This window comes from Nocardia asteroides (assembly GCF_900637185.1).
Taxonomy (GTDB): domain Bacteria; phylum Actinomycetota; class Actinomycetes; order Mycobacteriales; family Mycobacteriaceae; genus Nocardia; species Nocardia asteroides.
Map to the genome: position 1 here is coordinate 4,274,276 of NZ_LR134352.1, position 13,961 is coordinate 4,288,236.

General features: G+C 71.6%; 15 protein-coding genes. 8 read left to right on the forward strand and 7 right to left on the reverse strand.

Annotation, left to right across the window (positions count from 1 at the left end; translation table 11 throughout):
* Positions 1-102: 102 nt before the first annotated feature.
* A complete protein-coding gene (locus tag EL493_RS19985) occupies positions 103-1,059 on the forward strand; it encodes an endonuclease/exonuclease/phosphatase family protein (protein ID WP_022566885.1) in 957 nt (318 codons plus the stop codon).
* On the opposite strand, the gene EL493_RS19990 is transcribed toward EL493_RS19985, so the two are convergent.
* Positions 1,056-1,661: a TetR/AcrR family transcriptional regulator gene (locus tag EL493_RS19990; RefSeq protein ID WP_019047094.1), complete on the reverse strand. Its 606-nt coding sequence runs from the start codon at positions 1,659-1,661 to the stop codon at positions 1,056-1,058. The genes EL493_RS19985 and EL493_RS19990 overlap by 4 nt on opposite strands.
* A gap of 57 nt (positions 1,662-1,718) precedes the next feature.
* Between EL493_RS19990 and EL493_RS19995 the strand changes: the two genes are divergently transcribed.
* The gene (locus tag EL493_RS19995; RefSeq protein WP_019047095.1) at positions 1,719-2,573 is read left to right on the forward strand and encodes an alpha/beta fold hydrolase; all 855 of its coding nucleotides are present in this window, start codon (positions 1,719-1,721) and stop codon (positions 2,571-2,573) included.
* On the opposite strand, the gene EL493_RS20000 is transcribed toward EL493_RS19995, so the two are convergent.
* The gene (locus EL493_RS20000; protein WP_030202190.1) at positions 2,574-3,584 is read right to left on the reverse strand and encodes a DUF6745 domain-containing protein; all 1,011 of its coding nucleotides are present in this window, start codon (positions 3,582-3,584) and stop codon (positions 2,574-2,576) included.
* The gene (locus tag EL493_RS20005; protein ID WP_022566883.1) at positions 3,584-3,910 is read right to left on the reverse strand and encodes a hypothetical protein; all 327 of its coding nucleotides are present in this window, start codon (positions 3,908-3,910) and stop codon (positions 3,584-3,586) included. Before EL493_RS20005 ends, EL493_RS20000 begins: the two co-directional genes overlap by 1 nt.
* Before the next feature lie 152 nt (positions 3,911-4,062).
* Here EL493_RS20005 and EL493_RS20010 point away from each other — a divergent pair, with 152 nt between their 5' ends.
* From EL493_RS20010 to EL493_RS20030, 5 genes are read left to right on the forward strand one after another with little or no spacing between them, the layout of a single operon-like run.
* Positions 4,063-5,043, forward strand: a complete 981-nt coding sequence (locus tag EL493_RS20010) for an STM4015 family protein (protein WP_019047098.1) — start codon at positions 4,063-4,065, stop codon at positions 5,041-5,043.
* 6 nt (positions 5,044-5,049) lie between these two features.
* Positions 5,050-6,120, forward strand: coding sequence for an STM4014 family protein (locus tag EL493_RS20015; RefSeq protein ID WP_019047099.1), 1,071 nt, complete (start codon positions 5,050-5,052; stop codon positions 6,118-6,120).
* Positions 6,117-6,947 (forward strand): STM4013/SEN3800 family hydrolase, encoded by an 831-nt coding sequence (locus EL493_RS20020; RefSeq protein ID WP_022566882.1) that lies wholly within the window; start codon positions 6,117-6,119, stop codon positions 6,945-6,947. The genes EL493_RS20015 and EL493_RS20020 overlap by 4 nt, the downstream gene beginning before the upstream one ends.
* Entirely contained in the window at positions 6,944-8,281 is a 1,338-nt protein-coding gene (locus EL493_RS20025) for an STM4012 family radical SAM protein (RefSeq protein ID WP_019047101.1), read from the forward strand. Before EL493_RS20020 ends, EL493_RS20025 begins: the two co-directional genes overlap by 4 nt.
* A gap of 2 nt (positions 8,282-8,283) precedes the next feature.
* Positions 8,284-9,216, forward strand: coding sequence for an STM4011 family radical SAM protein (locus EL493_RS20030; protein ID WP_019047102.1), 933 nt, complete (start codon positions 8,284-8,286; stop codon positions 9,214-9,216).
* Here the strand turns inward: EL493_RS20030 and EL493_RS20035 are convergent.
* The 4 genes from EL493_RS20035 to EL493_RS20050 all read right to left on the reverse strand — a co-directional run bounded on the left by EL493_RS20035 (position 9,120) and on the right by EL493_RS20050 (position 12,706).
* Positions 9,120-9,632 carry an OsmC family protein gene (locus tag EL493_RS20035; protein ID WP_019047103.1) on the reverse strand — a complete coding sequence of 171 codons (513 nt, stop codon included), beginning with the start codon at positions 9,630-9,632 and terminating at the stop codon, positions 9,120-9,122. The two genes, EL493_RS20030 and EL493_RS20035, sit on opposite strands and share 97 nt — an antisense overlap.
* A 65-nt stretch (positions 9,633-9,697) precedes the next feature.
* On the reverse strand, positions 9,698-10,309 hold the full coding sequence (locus tag EL493_RS20040) for a class I SAM-dependent methyltransferase (protein ID WP_019047104.1): 612 nt from the start codon (positions 10,307-10,309) through the stop codon (positions 9,698-9,700).
* A gap of 44 nt (positions 10,310-10,353) precedes the next feature.
* Positions 10,354-11,448, reverse strand: a complete 1,095-nt coding sequence (locus EL493_RS20045; protein WP_019047105.1) for a metallophosphoesterase — start codon at positions 11,446-11,448, stop codon at positions 10,354-10,356.
* Positions 11,449-11,485: 37 nt separating this feature from the next.
* Positions 11,486-12,706: a hypothetical protein gene (locus EL493_RS20050; RefSeq protein ID WP_019047106.1), complete on the reverse strand. Its 1,221-nt coding sequence runs from the start codon at positions 12,704-12,706 to the stop codon at positions 11,486-11,488.
* A 309-nt stretch (positions 12,707-13,015) separates the two neighbouring features.
* Between EL493_RS20050 and EL493_RS20055 the strand changes: the two genes are divergently transcribed.
* On the forward strand, positions 13,016-13,960 hold the full coding sequence (locus EL493_RS20055; RefSeq protein ID WP_022566881.1) for an AraC family transcriptional regulator: 945 nt from the start codon (positions 13,016-13,018) through the stop codon (positions 13,958-13,960).
* The last annotated feature ends 1 nt before the right edge of the window (position 13,961 follow it).

The following is a 13,961-nucleotide window of genomic DNA, read 5'->3' on the forward strand; positions in this document are numbered from 1 at the left end:
CCTGGCTCCCGCGTATTCCGCCGCTGGTGGCGACTACGGCTCGGGCTGAGCCGAATTCCGGACGATTCGCGCGTGGACGGCGTGCCGTGTTTGGCTGGTGCGGTGAGAGCGCAGGTCGTACGGGTCGGGACGCTGCTGCTGGCGGGTGCCGCGACGGCGGCCGGCGCCGCGGGAGTGGCGCTGCACCTCTTCGGCGGGCCGGTACTCGAGCCGGTGGTGCTCGCCGCGTCGGGGGCGCCCTATCTCATGGGCGGCGCGCTCGTCGGGGCGGTCGGGTTCGCGGCGGCCCGCCAGTGGGTGGGCACCGGAGTCGCGGTGCTGGTCCTCGCGGTCGGCGTGGCTACGCAGGTGCCGCTGTATCTGGCCGACGAACCCGGCCCCGGGGTGCCGATCACGGTGATGCAGGCCAATCTGCTCTTCGACGGCGCCGATCCGGCCGCGCTCGTCGAGCAGGTCCGGGCCCGTGAGGTCGCGGTGCTGACCGTCAACGAACTGACCCGCACCGCCGTGGCCGATCTCGAACGCGCGGGGCTGGACGAGCTGCTGCCGCACCGCTACCTCGCGCCCGGGCAGACCGCGAGCGGCACCGGGATCTGGAGCCGGTTTCCGCTGTCGGACACCGTCGAATACGACGGCTACGTGCTGAACCAGATCTCGGCGACGGCCACCGTCCCCGAGGTCGGGCCGGTCTCGATCTATGCCGTGCACCCGGTGCCGCCGGTCTACGACACCGGGGTGTGGGCCGAGGAGCTGTCGCGCCTGGGCGAGGTGCTGGGCCGGGCACCCGCCGATCGTCCGGTGATCGTGGGCGGCGACTTCAACGCCACCTACGACCACGCCCGCTTCCGGGGCCTGGCCTCGGGCCGCTTCGCCGACGCCGCCGCGCAGGCCGGGGCCGGTCATCTGGTGACGTATCCGACCGACAAGCGGCTGCCCCCGCTGGTCGGCATCGACCACATCCTGCTGGCCGGTGCGACGGCCACCGCGGTCGGCACTGTCGACCTTCCCGGCGCCGACCACCGGGCGCTGGTGGCCGAGATCGTGCTCGACGGCCGCTAACCCGCCTGCGAGGGGGCGCCGGCCAGCAGCGCGTCGATGCGCGCGCCGACCGCACGGCCCGCCGCGTGCAGCGGTTCGGCCGAACGCAGCGTGCGGCCCAGCACGAACGCGCCCTCCAGCGCGCACAGCAGGCCGACGACGAGATCGCGGGCGTCGGCGGTGCCCAGTCCGCGGCGCTCGAAATAGGCGGTGCCCTGGTCGATCCAGTCGGCCACCACCTCGGCGGCCACCGCGCGCAGGGCGGGTTCGCTGTCGGCGATCTCGCCGGCGACCGTGCCGACCGGGCACATGTTCATCCAGCCGGACTCCTCGAGGGTGCGGGCGGCGTCGGCGAAGGCGGCGGGCACGGCGGTGCGCAGGTCGTCGTGCGGGTCCATGAGCAGCGGGAGCAGCTGGATGTACGCCGCGCCGGACGTGCGTAGTGCCTCGGCCGCGATCTGCACCTTGCCGTGCGGGAAGTGGTGGTAGAGCGAGCCCATCGGCGCGGCGGCGGCCGCGGTGATCTGTTTGACGGTGATAGCGCTGTAGCCCTGGGTGCGCAGCAGTTCGGCCACCGCGACGACCAGGCGATCCCGCGTGGCCGTTGACATCTTCTCGCTCACCGTTCCAGACTAGAGCAAATGCACTAGAGCGTTCGCTCTAACCGTCTGGAGGTTCTCATGCCGACCGTCGAACTGCCCGCGGGCCGCGTCCACTACCACGAACGCGGCGACGGCCCACCGGTTGTGCTGCTGCACGGGCTGCTGATGAACCACACGGTGTGGGATTCCGTGCTCGATCTGCTGCCCGCCGGGTTCCGCTACGTGCTGCCGGACCTGCCGCTGGGCGCGCATCCCGAACCACTGCGACCGGGCACCGACCTGAGCCTGCGCGGGCTCAATCAGCTCATCGCCGACTTCCTCGCCGCACTCGACCTGCACGACGTGACCCTGGTGCACTCCGACTGGGGTGGCGGGCTGTTCCTCACCGCCTACGGACGCGACGAGCGGGTCGGGCGGCTGATCGTGTTCCCGAGCGAGGCCTTCGACAACTTCCCACCGGGCCTGCCCGGCAAGACCGCCGTCCTGGCCTCCGTCCTGCCCGGCGGGGTCACCCTGGCCCTGCGTCAGCTGCGGGTGCGGTGGCTGCGCGCCAACCCACTGCTGTTCGGCTGGATGGCGAAGTTCCCGATCCCCGACGACCTCGTGCACGGCTGGACCGAACCCGGTCTGCGTGATCCCGGTGTCCGCGCCGACGTGCTCGCCTACATGCGGGCCGGGTTCGACAAGCGGGCCCTGGTGGCCGATACCGAAGCGCTGCGCGAGTTCCCGGGCGAGGCGCTGATCCTGTGGTCGTCGGCGGGCAAGGTGATGCCGCGCGCGCACGGCCGCCGCCTGGCCGAGCTCATCCCCCGGGCGCGGCTGGTCGAGATCGACGACGCCTATGTGCTGTCGATGCTCGACCAGCCGGCGGCGGTCGCCGCGGCGGTCACCGAGTTCCTCACCACGACGGCGGCACGACCGGCGGACCGCTGATCAGGTCTGCTGCAGTGGTTCGTAGACGTCGGCGCCCAGGCCGAACGTCCACGCGACGCCTTCGCGGGCCGTGCGGGTCGTCGGCGGGACCCGCAGCCAGTACACGCGGTGGGTGCCGTCCGGTTCCGGTGTCGAGTTGACCACCTCGACCATGACGACATCCTCGTCGCCGACCAGTTCGATCCGCCAGAGCACGCCGGTCTTGTCGCGATGGATCGGGCGGGCGCCGGATTCGGTGAGGTAGCGGTCGTAGCCGTAGTGCTCGAGCATGACCCGGCGCAGTTCGGCGTTCTCCTCGTCGCGGATCCGCTGCGGCGTCAAAGACCGCAGGCTGTCGAGGAATTCGGCGGGGACCGGCATGCCGCGCCAGGCGTGGAGCGCGAATCCGTCGCGGTAGGCCAGCGCGTGCCCGTCACCGCGGTCGAGCCGGCCCGCCTCGTCGCGGTGCAGTTCGAGCGGACGTTCCGACAGCACGGCCACGCGCTCGTAGGGCCACCACCAGCCCGCCTCCCTGGCGACCGCGGCCACCCCGGCGAGCGTGCTGCCCGCGGCGGTGTCGTAGGCGCTGAGCCACGCCGCCTCGTGCTGGCCGAGGACGGCGTCGAGCAGCAACACCCGGATCCGCCGCTCCTGTGCGCGATCACCGCCCGCCGCCTCGAGCACGCCGGCCCGAATCCGGTCGACGACCGAGCCGGTGACCTCCCACAGGTCCGCGCCGGTGGCCCGCCAATGCGCGCTGTAGCCGTGCGCGCCGAGCTCGGTATGCAGGCGAGCGCGTTCGGCCGCCCAGGGTCCGCTGCGGATCGTTTCGCGCACGGGTGCGCCGGTCTCGATGCCGGAGCTCAGCAACCGCACCGCCGCCGACGGGGAATCGGTCCACAGGATCCGCTCCGGTTCGGGCAGCCCGGCACGCGTATAGGCGAGCCGCACACCGGCTTCGGCGCGGGCGCGGTCACCGGGTCCGGTGGCGGCGGCGATCGCGCGCCAGTCGTCCAAGGGTGTCGTAGTCATCAGTCGGCCACCACCCGCACCGAGCCGGGCACGTATTCGCGTTGCCGCACCACCCGGAACCACCCCTTGGGCAGCACGATGGGGGCGTGCTCCTCGTGCACCACCCGGCCGCCCTCGGGCAGGTGCAGCAGCATCGGACCGAAAGCGCCCGCCTCCCTGATCAATCGGCCGGGTGCGGCCACGGCGTGGGCGTGTCCGGTGACCTCGCCCAGTGCCAGCACCAGCCTGCCCCGCCCGTCGCGCCGCTCGCCGTGCGCGGCCGCCGCGCTGTCGGGCACCGCCGCCTCGGCCAGCGGCACGATCAGCACATCGCCTTGTCGATACATGATTTTCCTCCCGTCACGGCCCGCGACCGCTGCCGTGGCGAGGACGGTAGCGCCAGGGGCCGACAACTCGGCCCGGCGTGCGGATTGTCGGTGCGGCTTGGTAGAAACGCTGCTGTCACACGGGGTCGCCATGCCGGAAGGGGCGGGAACACATGTCCATCGGAGAACATCTGCGCGGGTGGGGCGGACTGCCCGCCTATCCGTTCCCGGATCAGGAGAAGGACGCCGAAGCCCAGGCCACCGCGGTACGCCTGCTGCCCGCCGCCGACGCGGTGGCGTGGCGGATCGGCGTGGAACCCTATGACGCCGAGGAGACCTGGCCGGAGGCGTTCTCCCGGTTCCTCGAGACCGTCGACCCCGCCGGGGTGCGCGCGATCATCGTCGGATCCTGGGCCGACGCCTACGACAACCGGCCCGACGACGTGATCGACGCGATCATCGACGCCCGTGACCGCTTGCCCGCTCTGCGGGCGCTGTTCGTCGGTGACATCATCGGCGAGGAATGCGAGATCTCCTGGATCAACCAGGGCGAGGTGACCCGGCTGCTCGACGCGTTCCCGCAGCTCGAGGAACTCGGCGTACGTGGCGGCGAACAGCTCGAGTTCGCCGCGGTCCGGCACGAGAACCTGCGGAAGCTCAAGGTCCAGGCGGGCGGTCTGCCGGTGGCGGTCGTGCGTGGTGTCGCGGCCAGCGACCTGCCCGCGCTGCGCGATCTCGAACTGTGGCTCGGTACCTCCGAATACGGCGGCGACAGCGATGTCGACGACCTCGCCCCGATCCTGTCCGGCGACCGGCTGCCCAGCTTGACGCGGCTGGCGTTGCGCAACAGCGAGATCCAGGACGCGGTCTGCGCCGCGATCGCGGCCGCACCGGTGGTGGCCCGGCTCGAGGAACTGGACCTGTCGATGGGGGTGCTCACCGACGACGGTGCCGCGGCCTTGCTCGGCGGCCAGCCGCTGACCCATCTGAAATCGCTGGATCTGCACCACAACTACGTGAGCAAGGCGATCGGCGCCCGCCTGGCGGACAGTCTCACCCCGGCCGGGGTGGCGCTGAACCTGGACACCGACGACGCCGAGTCCGACGAGGACGACGACGGTTCGGTGTGGCGTTTCGTCGCGGTCGGCGAGTGAGCTGACGTGCGCTGGGTGGTGGTCGGCAATGCCGAGAACCGGCGGGTCCGGCTGTTCACCGACGCGGTCCGCGCCGCCGGTCTCCCCGGCCCACGCGTCGTCGAGTGGGGCACGGTCCTGGCCGACGGCGGGCACGACTTCGCCGACGACGAGATCGTCCGCCTGGACTCACCCGGGGAAAATCATGCAGTCGATGCCATGTTGCGTGGCATGCACGATCCGACGCGAGTAGAGGGGTCGGCGCGCTGGTACCGCGCCTTCCTCGCGGCGGTGGGCTCGCTGCGCGGCGGCCGACGCGTCGACGACCCGGCCGAGCTGGCGGTGCTGTTCGACAAACGCCGCTGTCACGCCCGGCTGAGCGCGGCCGGGGTGCCGGTACCGCCGTCGCCGGTCACCGGCCCGCTGCGCGGCTGGGCGGATGTACGCGCGCAGATGCGGGCGGCGGGAATGGCGCGGGTGTTCGTGAAACTCGCGCATGGTTCGTCCGCGTCGGGCGTGCTGGCGATCGAGTCGACCACGTCGGGGCGCTGGCAGGCCACCACCTCGGTCGAGGCGGGTTCCGACGGCGTCTTGCACAACTCGCTGCGCGTACGCCGATACCGCGACGAACGCGAGATCGCGGCGATCGTCGACCGGCTCGCCCCCGACGGCCTGCACGTCGAACGCTGGATTCCCAAGGCCACCACCGGTGGGCGCACCGCCGACCTGCGGATCGTCGTCGTCGCGGGCCGCGCCACCCATGCCGTCGTCCGCACCAGCACGGGCCCGATGACGAATCTGCATCTGGGCGGAGCGCGCGGGGACCTCGACGCCGTGCGCTCCGACATCGGCACGCACTGGGACGACGCGATGGCCGTGTGTGAACAGGCTGCCGCGTGCTTCCCCGGGACCCTGTGTGTCGGGGTCGACCTGCTGCCGGGCACGGACTGGCGGCGATTCACCGTCGGCGAGGTCAACGCGTTCGGCGATCTGCTCCCCGGCCTCACCGGCCTGCCCGGAACACCCGCCGAGGGCATGGACACCTACAGCGCCCAGCTCAGCGCCGTGGCCCGCGACCTGATCGGAGCCACGCGATGACCGCGCTCCCCCGTCCCGACATGACCGAGGTCGTCGGCCGCGACGACCTGCTGCTGCTCACCCTGGACACCCTGCGCTACGACGTCGCGACCGAATTGGCCGCGGCGGGCAGGCTGCCCACCCTGTCGCGGTATCTGCCGGGCGCGCGGTGGGAGAAGCGCCATGCGCCGGGAAGTTTCACCTACGCCTCGCATCACGCGATGTTCGCCGGGTTCCTGCCGACTCCGGCCACCCCGGGCCCGCATCCGCGCCTGTTCGCGGCGCGCTTCGCCGGCAGCGAGACCACCGCCGACGGCACCTTCGTCTTCGACGAGCCCGACCTGGTGACCGCGCTCGCCGCCCGCGGCTACCACACCGTCTGTATCGGCGGTGTCGGCTTCTTCAACAAGCAGGGCGCGCTCGGCAGCGTGCTGCCGGGATTGTTCGCCGAAAGTCATTGGGCGCCGGAATTCTCGGTGGCCTCACCGACGTCGTTCGAGGAGCAGGTGGCGTGCGCGCGGCGCGTAGTCGCCGCGATGCCGGCCGAGCAGCGGGTCTTCCTGTTCCTCAACGCCTCGGCGCTGCATCAGCCCAACTGGTTCCACCTGCCGGGCGCGACCCGCGCGTCCGGGGACAGCCGCACCACCCACGCCGCCGCCCTCGAGTACATCGACGCCCACATCGGCGCGCTGTTCGACACGATGCGGTCGCGGCGCCGGTGCTTCGCGATCGTGTGCTCCGATCACGGCACCGCCTACGGCGACGACGGTTTCACCGGGCACCGCCTCGGCCACGAATCGGTGTGGACGGTGCCCTACAGCCATTTCTTCCTGGAGTCCACCGCATGATCGACACCGCGCTACCGCGGCCGTACCAGAACTACGTCTACGCCTACCCGCACAAGACCGCCTACCGTCCGCTGCCGCATCGGCCGCCGTTGTCGCAGGTGTGGGCGGGAGAGCCGCGGTCGGCGCTGTCGCTGTATCTGCACATCCCGTTCTGCGAGGTGCGCTGCGGTTTCTGCAATCTGTTCACCCGGGTCGGCGCGCCGGACGGGCTCACCGGCCGCTACCTCGACGCCCTGGCCCGCCAGGCCCGCGCCGTGCGCGACAGCCTCGGCGACAGCGAACGGCCCCGGTTCGCCACCGCGGCGTTCGGCGGTGGCACGCCGACCTTCCTCGACCCGGCCGAACTGACCCGCCTCTGCGATATCGCCGAGCAGATCATGGGCGCCGAGCTGCGCGTCATCCCGCTGTCGGTGGAGGCGTCCCCGGCCACCGCCACCACCGACCGGCTCGCCGTGCTGGCCGAGCGCGGCACGACCCGATTGAGCCTGGGCGTGCAGAGTTTCGTCGACGCCGAGGCCAGGGCGGCGGTGCGGCCGCAACGGCGCGCCGAGGTGGAGGCCGCGCTGGGCCGCATCCGTGCGGCGGGCATCCCCGTGCTCAATATCGACCTCATCTACGGCATCGACGGGCAGACCGCCGCGAGCTGGCAGGTCTCGCTCGACGCGACACTGGCGTGGCGGCCCGAGGAGGTCTACCTCTACCCGCTGTACGTGCGCCCGCTGACGGGTCTGGCCCGGCACGCCGATCCCGCGGTCGCCGAACAGGATTGGGACCGCGACCGGCTCGCGCGGTACCGGCAGGGCCGCGATCATCTGCTCGCGCACGGCTATCGGCAGGTGTCGATGCGCATGTTCCGCCGCGTCGACGCGCCACCGCAGGGCGCCGACGACTACGCCTGCCAGACCGACGGCATGATCGGCCTCGGCTGCGGCGCACGCTCCTACACCAGGTCGCTGCACTACTCCTTCGACTACGCGGTCGACATGCGGGAAGTGCGCGGCATCATCGACACCTACGTCGCGACCACCGATTTCGGTTCGGCCCTGCACGGCCGCGTCGTCGACGCCGACGAAGCCGCCCGCCGCCACCTGCTCCAGTCGCTGCTGCAAGCGGAGGGCCTGCCGGTCGCCGACTACCGCGCGCGCTTCGGCACCGACCCGTGGGACGATTTCGGCGCCGAGCTGCACACGCTGGCCGGACGGGGCTGGCTCGCCGACACCGGCCCGGAATCGCTGCGCCTGTCGGCCGAGGGGCTGGCCTACTCCGACGCGATCGGCCCCGGCTTCTTCTCCCCCGCCGTGCGCGCCGCCATGGCCGCCTACGAACCGCGCTGACCGTGGATCTGACCGTCCTCTACCGCGGCCCGCTGGCCTCGTGCGACTACGACTGCCCGTACTGCCCGTTCGCCAAACGCCGCGACAGCACCACCCAGCTGCGCGCCGACCGCGCCGCCCTGCACCGGTTCACCGGCTGGGCGCACGCGCAGACCGAGGATCGGCTCTCGATCCTGTTCACCCCGTGGGGCGAGGGCCTGGTCCGATCCTGGTATCGCACCGCGCTGATCGAGTTGTCGCATCGCCCGCACGTGCGGCGGGTCGCCATCCAGACCAACCTCAGCGGCCGCATCGACTGGACCGGCGACGCCGATCCCGACACGCTGGCTCTGTGGTGCACCTACCACCCTGGTCAGACCCCGTACCGGCGGTTCCTGGACAAGACCGAACGGCTGGCCGCGGCCGGAATCCGGTTCAGCGTGGGCGTCGTCGGGCTGCCCGAGCATCTCGAGCACGCCCGCAGGTTGCGTGCCGACCTGCCCGATCACGTCTACCTGTGGGTCAACGCCGCCGAGGGCCACACCTACACCGACGCCGACGCCGCCGACTGGACCGCCATCGACGCGCTGTTCCCGTTCAGCAGGCACCCGCACCGCTCGGCGGGCGCGCCGTGCCGCACCGGCGACTCGGTGATCTCGGTCGACGGTGACGGCACGGTGCGCCGCTGCCATTTCGTGCGGACGCCGCTGGGCAACCTCTACGACGGCTCCTACCGGTCCGCGCTGGCACCGCGCCCGTGTCCGCTGGCGGTGTGCGACTGCCACATCGGCTATGTCCATCTGGAGACGCTGCCGCTGTACGACGTGTTCGCCGGTGGAGTCCTGGAACGGATTCCGGTTCAGCCGACGTCGAGCGTGGTGGTCACCGGGGTGACGCCGGTGGTCAGGTCGAGTACCGGGCAGTGCGCGTCGACGGCCTGCTGCAGTTCGGCGTAGCGCTCGGCGGATTCGGGTCCGCGCACCCGCACGCGCACCCGGACGGCCTGGAATCCGGGGCGCACGGTGTCGTCGAGGCCGAAGAAGCCGCGCACGTCCAGATCGCCTTCGGCGGTGATCGTCAGGTCGTCGACGGTGATGCCGAGCCGCTGGGCCCAGAACCGGTAGGTGACGACCTGGCAGGACAGCAGCGCCGCCAGATACACCTCGACCGGGTTGGCCGCGGTGTCGGCGCCGCCGAGCGCGGCGGGCTCGTCGACGCGCACGGTGTGCGTGCGCGCGGTGACGACGCTGCCGACCGTGCCGTCGGGGGTGGCGGCGGCACGGAACACGAAGTGCGCGTTGGCGGAATCGGCGGCCACGGCCGTGGCGGTGGCTTCGGTGATCTCGGTCAACGTGGTGAGCTGGCTGGTCATGTCCGGACGCTAACGCCGGGTTCGCCGCGCGCCCACCCCTGCGCTCGGCGTGATTCCAACCGGTGTCAGCGCGCGACCCCGAGCGAGAGCGCCGCGAACGCCTTCGGGGCGCCGGGCTGGTAGAAGCGGTCGAGTTCGACGGTCTCGAAGCCGGCGCCGGTGATCAGGCCGGGGATGTCGCGGTCGAGGTTGCAGCCGCCCGCGATCCGCTGCTGGATCGGGTTGAGCCGGTGCTGCCAGGTCCGCACCGCGGCGTCGGGGGCGAGCCCGTGTTCGACGAAGTGGAGGGTGCCGCCGGGTTTGAGGACCCGCCGGATCTCGGCCAGGGCCGCGTCCACGTCGGGGATGGTGCACAGGGTGAACGTCGACAGGGCCGTGTCGAAGGTGGCGTCCGGGAACGGCAGCGACTGCCCGTCCAGCCCGGCGCGCTCGATCGGCACCTCGCTGCCCGCCACCCGTTTCGCGGCGATCTTCCACGCGACATCGGCCGGTTCCACCCCCGCGACCCGCTCGACCGCCGCCGGATAGAACCCGACGTTGTTCCCCGACCCGAACCCGACCTCCAGCACCTCGCCGTGCAGGCCCGCGCAGGTCCGCTGCCGCAGCGAGTCGTTGGCGGCCACTCCGCACACCACGTCGACGATGTGCGGCAGGATCCGGTCGTTGTAGAAGCCCATGCCCCGATCATCCTCCACTCGGCGGCAGATGGCGCCCAGGTTGCTCAGGCCAGGCGGCGGTCGAACACCTGGGTGCCCGTGCCCGAGGCCGGATCCACCGTCACCACCCGCAGATTCACCGTCTCCGGCGTGAGATCCATGACCATGAAGCCCAGTTCGTGCTGGGTGTCGAACAGGGCGGGATGCGCCGCTTCCGAGGCGGGCGCGGTGTGGCCGCTCGCGGTCTTGCCCGCCGCGCCCGAGACGATCTGGCGGGTGCCCTTGCAGGCCGTGGTGGGTTCGAGTACCTGCAGGGTGTGGTCGTGGCCCGAGAGCAGGAACGAGACCTTGCCCAGCACATGGTCTTCGAAGAACCGCTTGGCGTGCACGCCGTTGATCGGCTCGATCGGCAGGCCCTCGTAGTTGCCCGCGTCGCCGTGCGGGCCGTTGCTCAGGTAGGGGTGATGGGTGCAGGCGATCTTCCACGGCGCCGTCGACTCGGCCAGACCCTGGTCGAGCCAGGCGCGCTGCTCGTTCATGTACTGCCCGTCCACCGACCAGTACGGGTCGAGCAGCGGCGGGATGTAGGCGGCCAGCGGGTTCACGTCCAGGACGAAGAACTCCACCACCGGGTTGTCCTCGGGCACGCGCACCGAGTAGTAGCGGCTGGGCATCCACCAGCGCCGCGACCGGGCGTGGTACTCGACTTCGTGGTTGCCGCGCAGCAGCCAGCCACCGTCGCCGGGGAACACTCCGGAGGTGTCGTGGTTGCCCAGTGCCATGGCCCACGGAAAGTCCAGCCCCGCGTTGGGATCTTCGAACTTCGTGGCGAACTGGGCGTCGTCGGGTCCGTTCGGGCCCGATTCGTAGATGTTGTCGCCGAGCCCGACCGCCATGGTGAACGGTTCGCGGGCATGGAAGGCCCTGGCCGCGTCGGCGACGGCCCACTGGGTGCGGGTGCCGGTGCCCGCGTCGCCGATGATCAGGATCCGGGCGCCGCGCCCGGTGCCGGTCGGGGCGAACTTCGCCACCTCGGCGGGCACGGCCGCGGCCGGTGTCAGCCCGACGAGGGTGACACCGGCGACGACACCGGCCGCGCCGGCCAGTACTTCCCGGCGGCCGATGCCCGCCGGGGCCGAACCTGTGGTGGAGTGCGACACGGGGATACTCACCTTCTGGTCTGGGATCGGTGGAAACTTACACCGCGCACATCGACTGGATGACGCCGCGCACGATCGGTGCGCCGTAGTCGGTCGGGGCGAAGGCCAGCTTCTGCACGATCGACAGCGGCGTGAGCACCGCGTCGGCCACCCCGGCGTATCCGTCGATCGAGGTGCCCGCCGAGAACAGCAGGCTGGTGATGTCGAGCGTCAGTGTCGCCAGGTCGAAGGCGTTCTCCACCCGCACCTGGGCCAGCGGCGCGGTGTCGAGGGCGGTGCCTGCGGCGAGGTCGGCGCCGAGGTTGGCCAGGAAGGTCAGCGGGCCCTGGTCGAGCGCCTCGACCAGCGGCCCGAGCTCGTCGGAGCGGCGCATCAGCATCACCTCGGCCACGCGGTTGCCTGCGAGGAAGACCTGCAGGTCGTCGGCGGCCTGGTTCATCGCCGCCGAATCCACGGGTACCGCACCGCTGTTCAGGTAGGCACGGGATCGTTCGACGACGGCGGCCAGGGTGAGATCGGCGATCGGGGTGCAGCTGCCGTCGGCGGTCATCACCAGCGCGGCCAGGTCCTCGACGGGGCGCGGCACGTCGACGCGTTCGGTGGCGGTGGCGTCCAGCTCCAGCGGCGGGTAGGCGCTCGGCGCGACACAACCGGCCACCAGCGACGCCTGCACCGCCCGCGCCAGCGCCTTGGTGCCGGTGAACGCCGCGCCCACCACGGGCTTCAGGAAGATGCCGACGGTGGGCACCATGCCCGCGGCGAGCTTGGCCGGGATCTTGACGATGCCGGTGGCGAGGATGAACACCTCGATCGCGTCCTCGACGGTGAGCTGCGCGACCGACATCGTCTGGTCGATGCGGCCGGTGCGGACCGCGTCCAGCCCGTTGACCAGATAGGTGACGATCGGGTCGTCGAGTTCGGCGGGCCGGGTCCCGACCCGGTCGGGGCGCATGGGCAGGCCGTCGCGGTGCACGCGCGCCGTGGCGAGCGCAGTCCTGACCTCGGCGACCTGACGGTCGTAGCCCGCCAGCCGGTCGGGCCCGACCACACCGCGCAGCACCGACGCCGCCGCGGTCACCACGTCGTCGAACGTCGGTGCGCCCGGTGTGCAGAGGGGCGCCGCGTCGCCGATCGGGATCGCGGCGAGTGTCGGCGCGACCTCGGCATGCGCGGTCGTGGGGGTGAGCAGGGCTCCGGCGGCCAGGGTGAGCGCGGTGAGGGGGCCGAGACAGGAGGCGGTCGGGCGAGACAGGGGCATGCGGGGCGATCTCCGGCGGGCGACGGCCGCCCGGCGGCACCGGGTGGCGAACTAAGGAACGTCTGCCCTCGAAGCCAAGGCGGCGGAGTTTCCGAAACGGTGCCGTCCGAGTGAACGCCCGACCAATTTGGACATACGTTCAGCTCCTCGCCATTCATCGAACAATGGTGTTCGCCGAGAGGTTGCCGAGCCCGGTCACGCCCCGCCGGACAGGGCCCGCGCGCGGGCGCCGGACATGCCTTCGGCACCCGTTCGTGGTTCTGACCACGAACGCGCGACAAGATCAGTTGCCCGATGGATACTGGGCCGATGGCCACCCGGTTGTCCCCCCTCGTGCTGAGCACCGAGAGTGTCTCGACACGAGAGGCTTTCGACTATTGGCGCGACAGCGTGTGCGCGATGTACTTCCGGATGCAGGTCGACCCCATGCCCACGCCCGATTTCGCCGCCCGTATCGAATACGCCACCCTGGAGAACTCGGTCGGCTTGTCGCGGGTGCGCGCCGATGCCCAGTGCGCGCGCCGACGTGCCGTGGATTTGCGAGACGACACCGAACAGTGCGTGCTCGGCGTGATCACCCTCGGCGGGCACGCCGTCCTCGAACAGGACGGCCGCACCGCCGACGCGCGCCCGGGCAGCCTGGTCTTCCTCGACAGCACCCGCCCCTACACCGCCACCTGGACCGACACCTTCGAAGAACTGGTGGTGCAGGTACCCGCCCGCAGCGTTTCGGTGGCCGACACCCGCTCGCTGACAGCACAGACCTATGGCGCCGGCACCGTCGCCCCGGTGGTGAACGCCTGCTTCACCGCGCTGTTCGACCTCGTCTCCACCGATCCCACCCAGGCGGCACCGCTGATTCCGCACGCGATGGGACTGTTCGGCGCCGCCGTGGCGACCGCGGCGCGACGCCGCTCCGAACCGGCGGAGACCACCGCGGTGCTGCGTCAGCGGGTGTTCGACTTCCTGCGGGACCATGCCTGCGACCCCGAGCTCAGCGCCGACATGGTCGCCTCGGCGTGCGGAGTGTCGCGGCGCACGCTGTACCGGATCGTCGGTGGCGGCGGCATCGCCCAGCACATCCGGGTGATCCGGATCGAGCGGGCCAAGAAACTGCTGCAGCGCGAGCGGTATCAGTCGATGGGCGCGATCGCGGCCGCCTGCGGGTTCGGCAGCGAGTCCGGGTTCCATCGCGCGTTCCGGGAGTCGGTCGGCGCGACACCGGCCGACTACCGGCAGATGGTGCGCCCGTAAC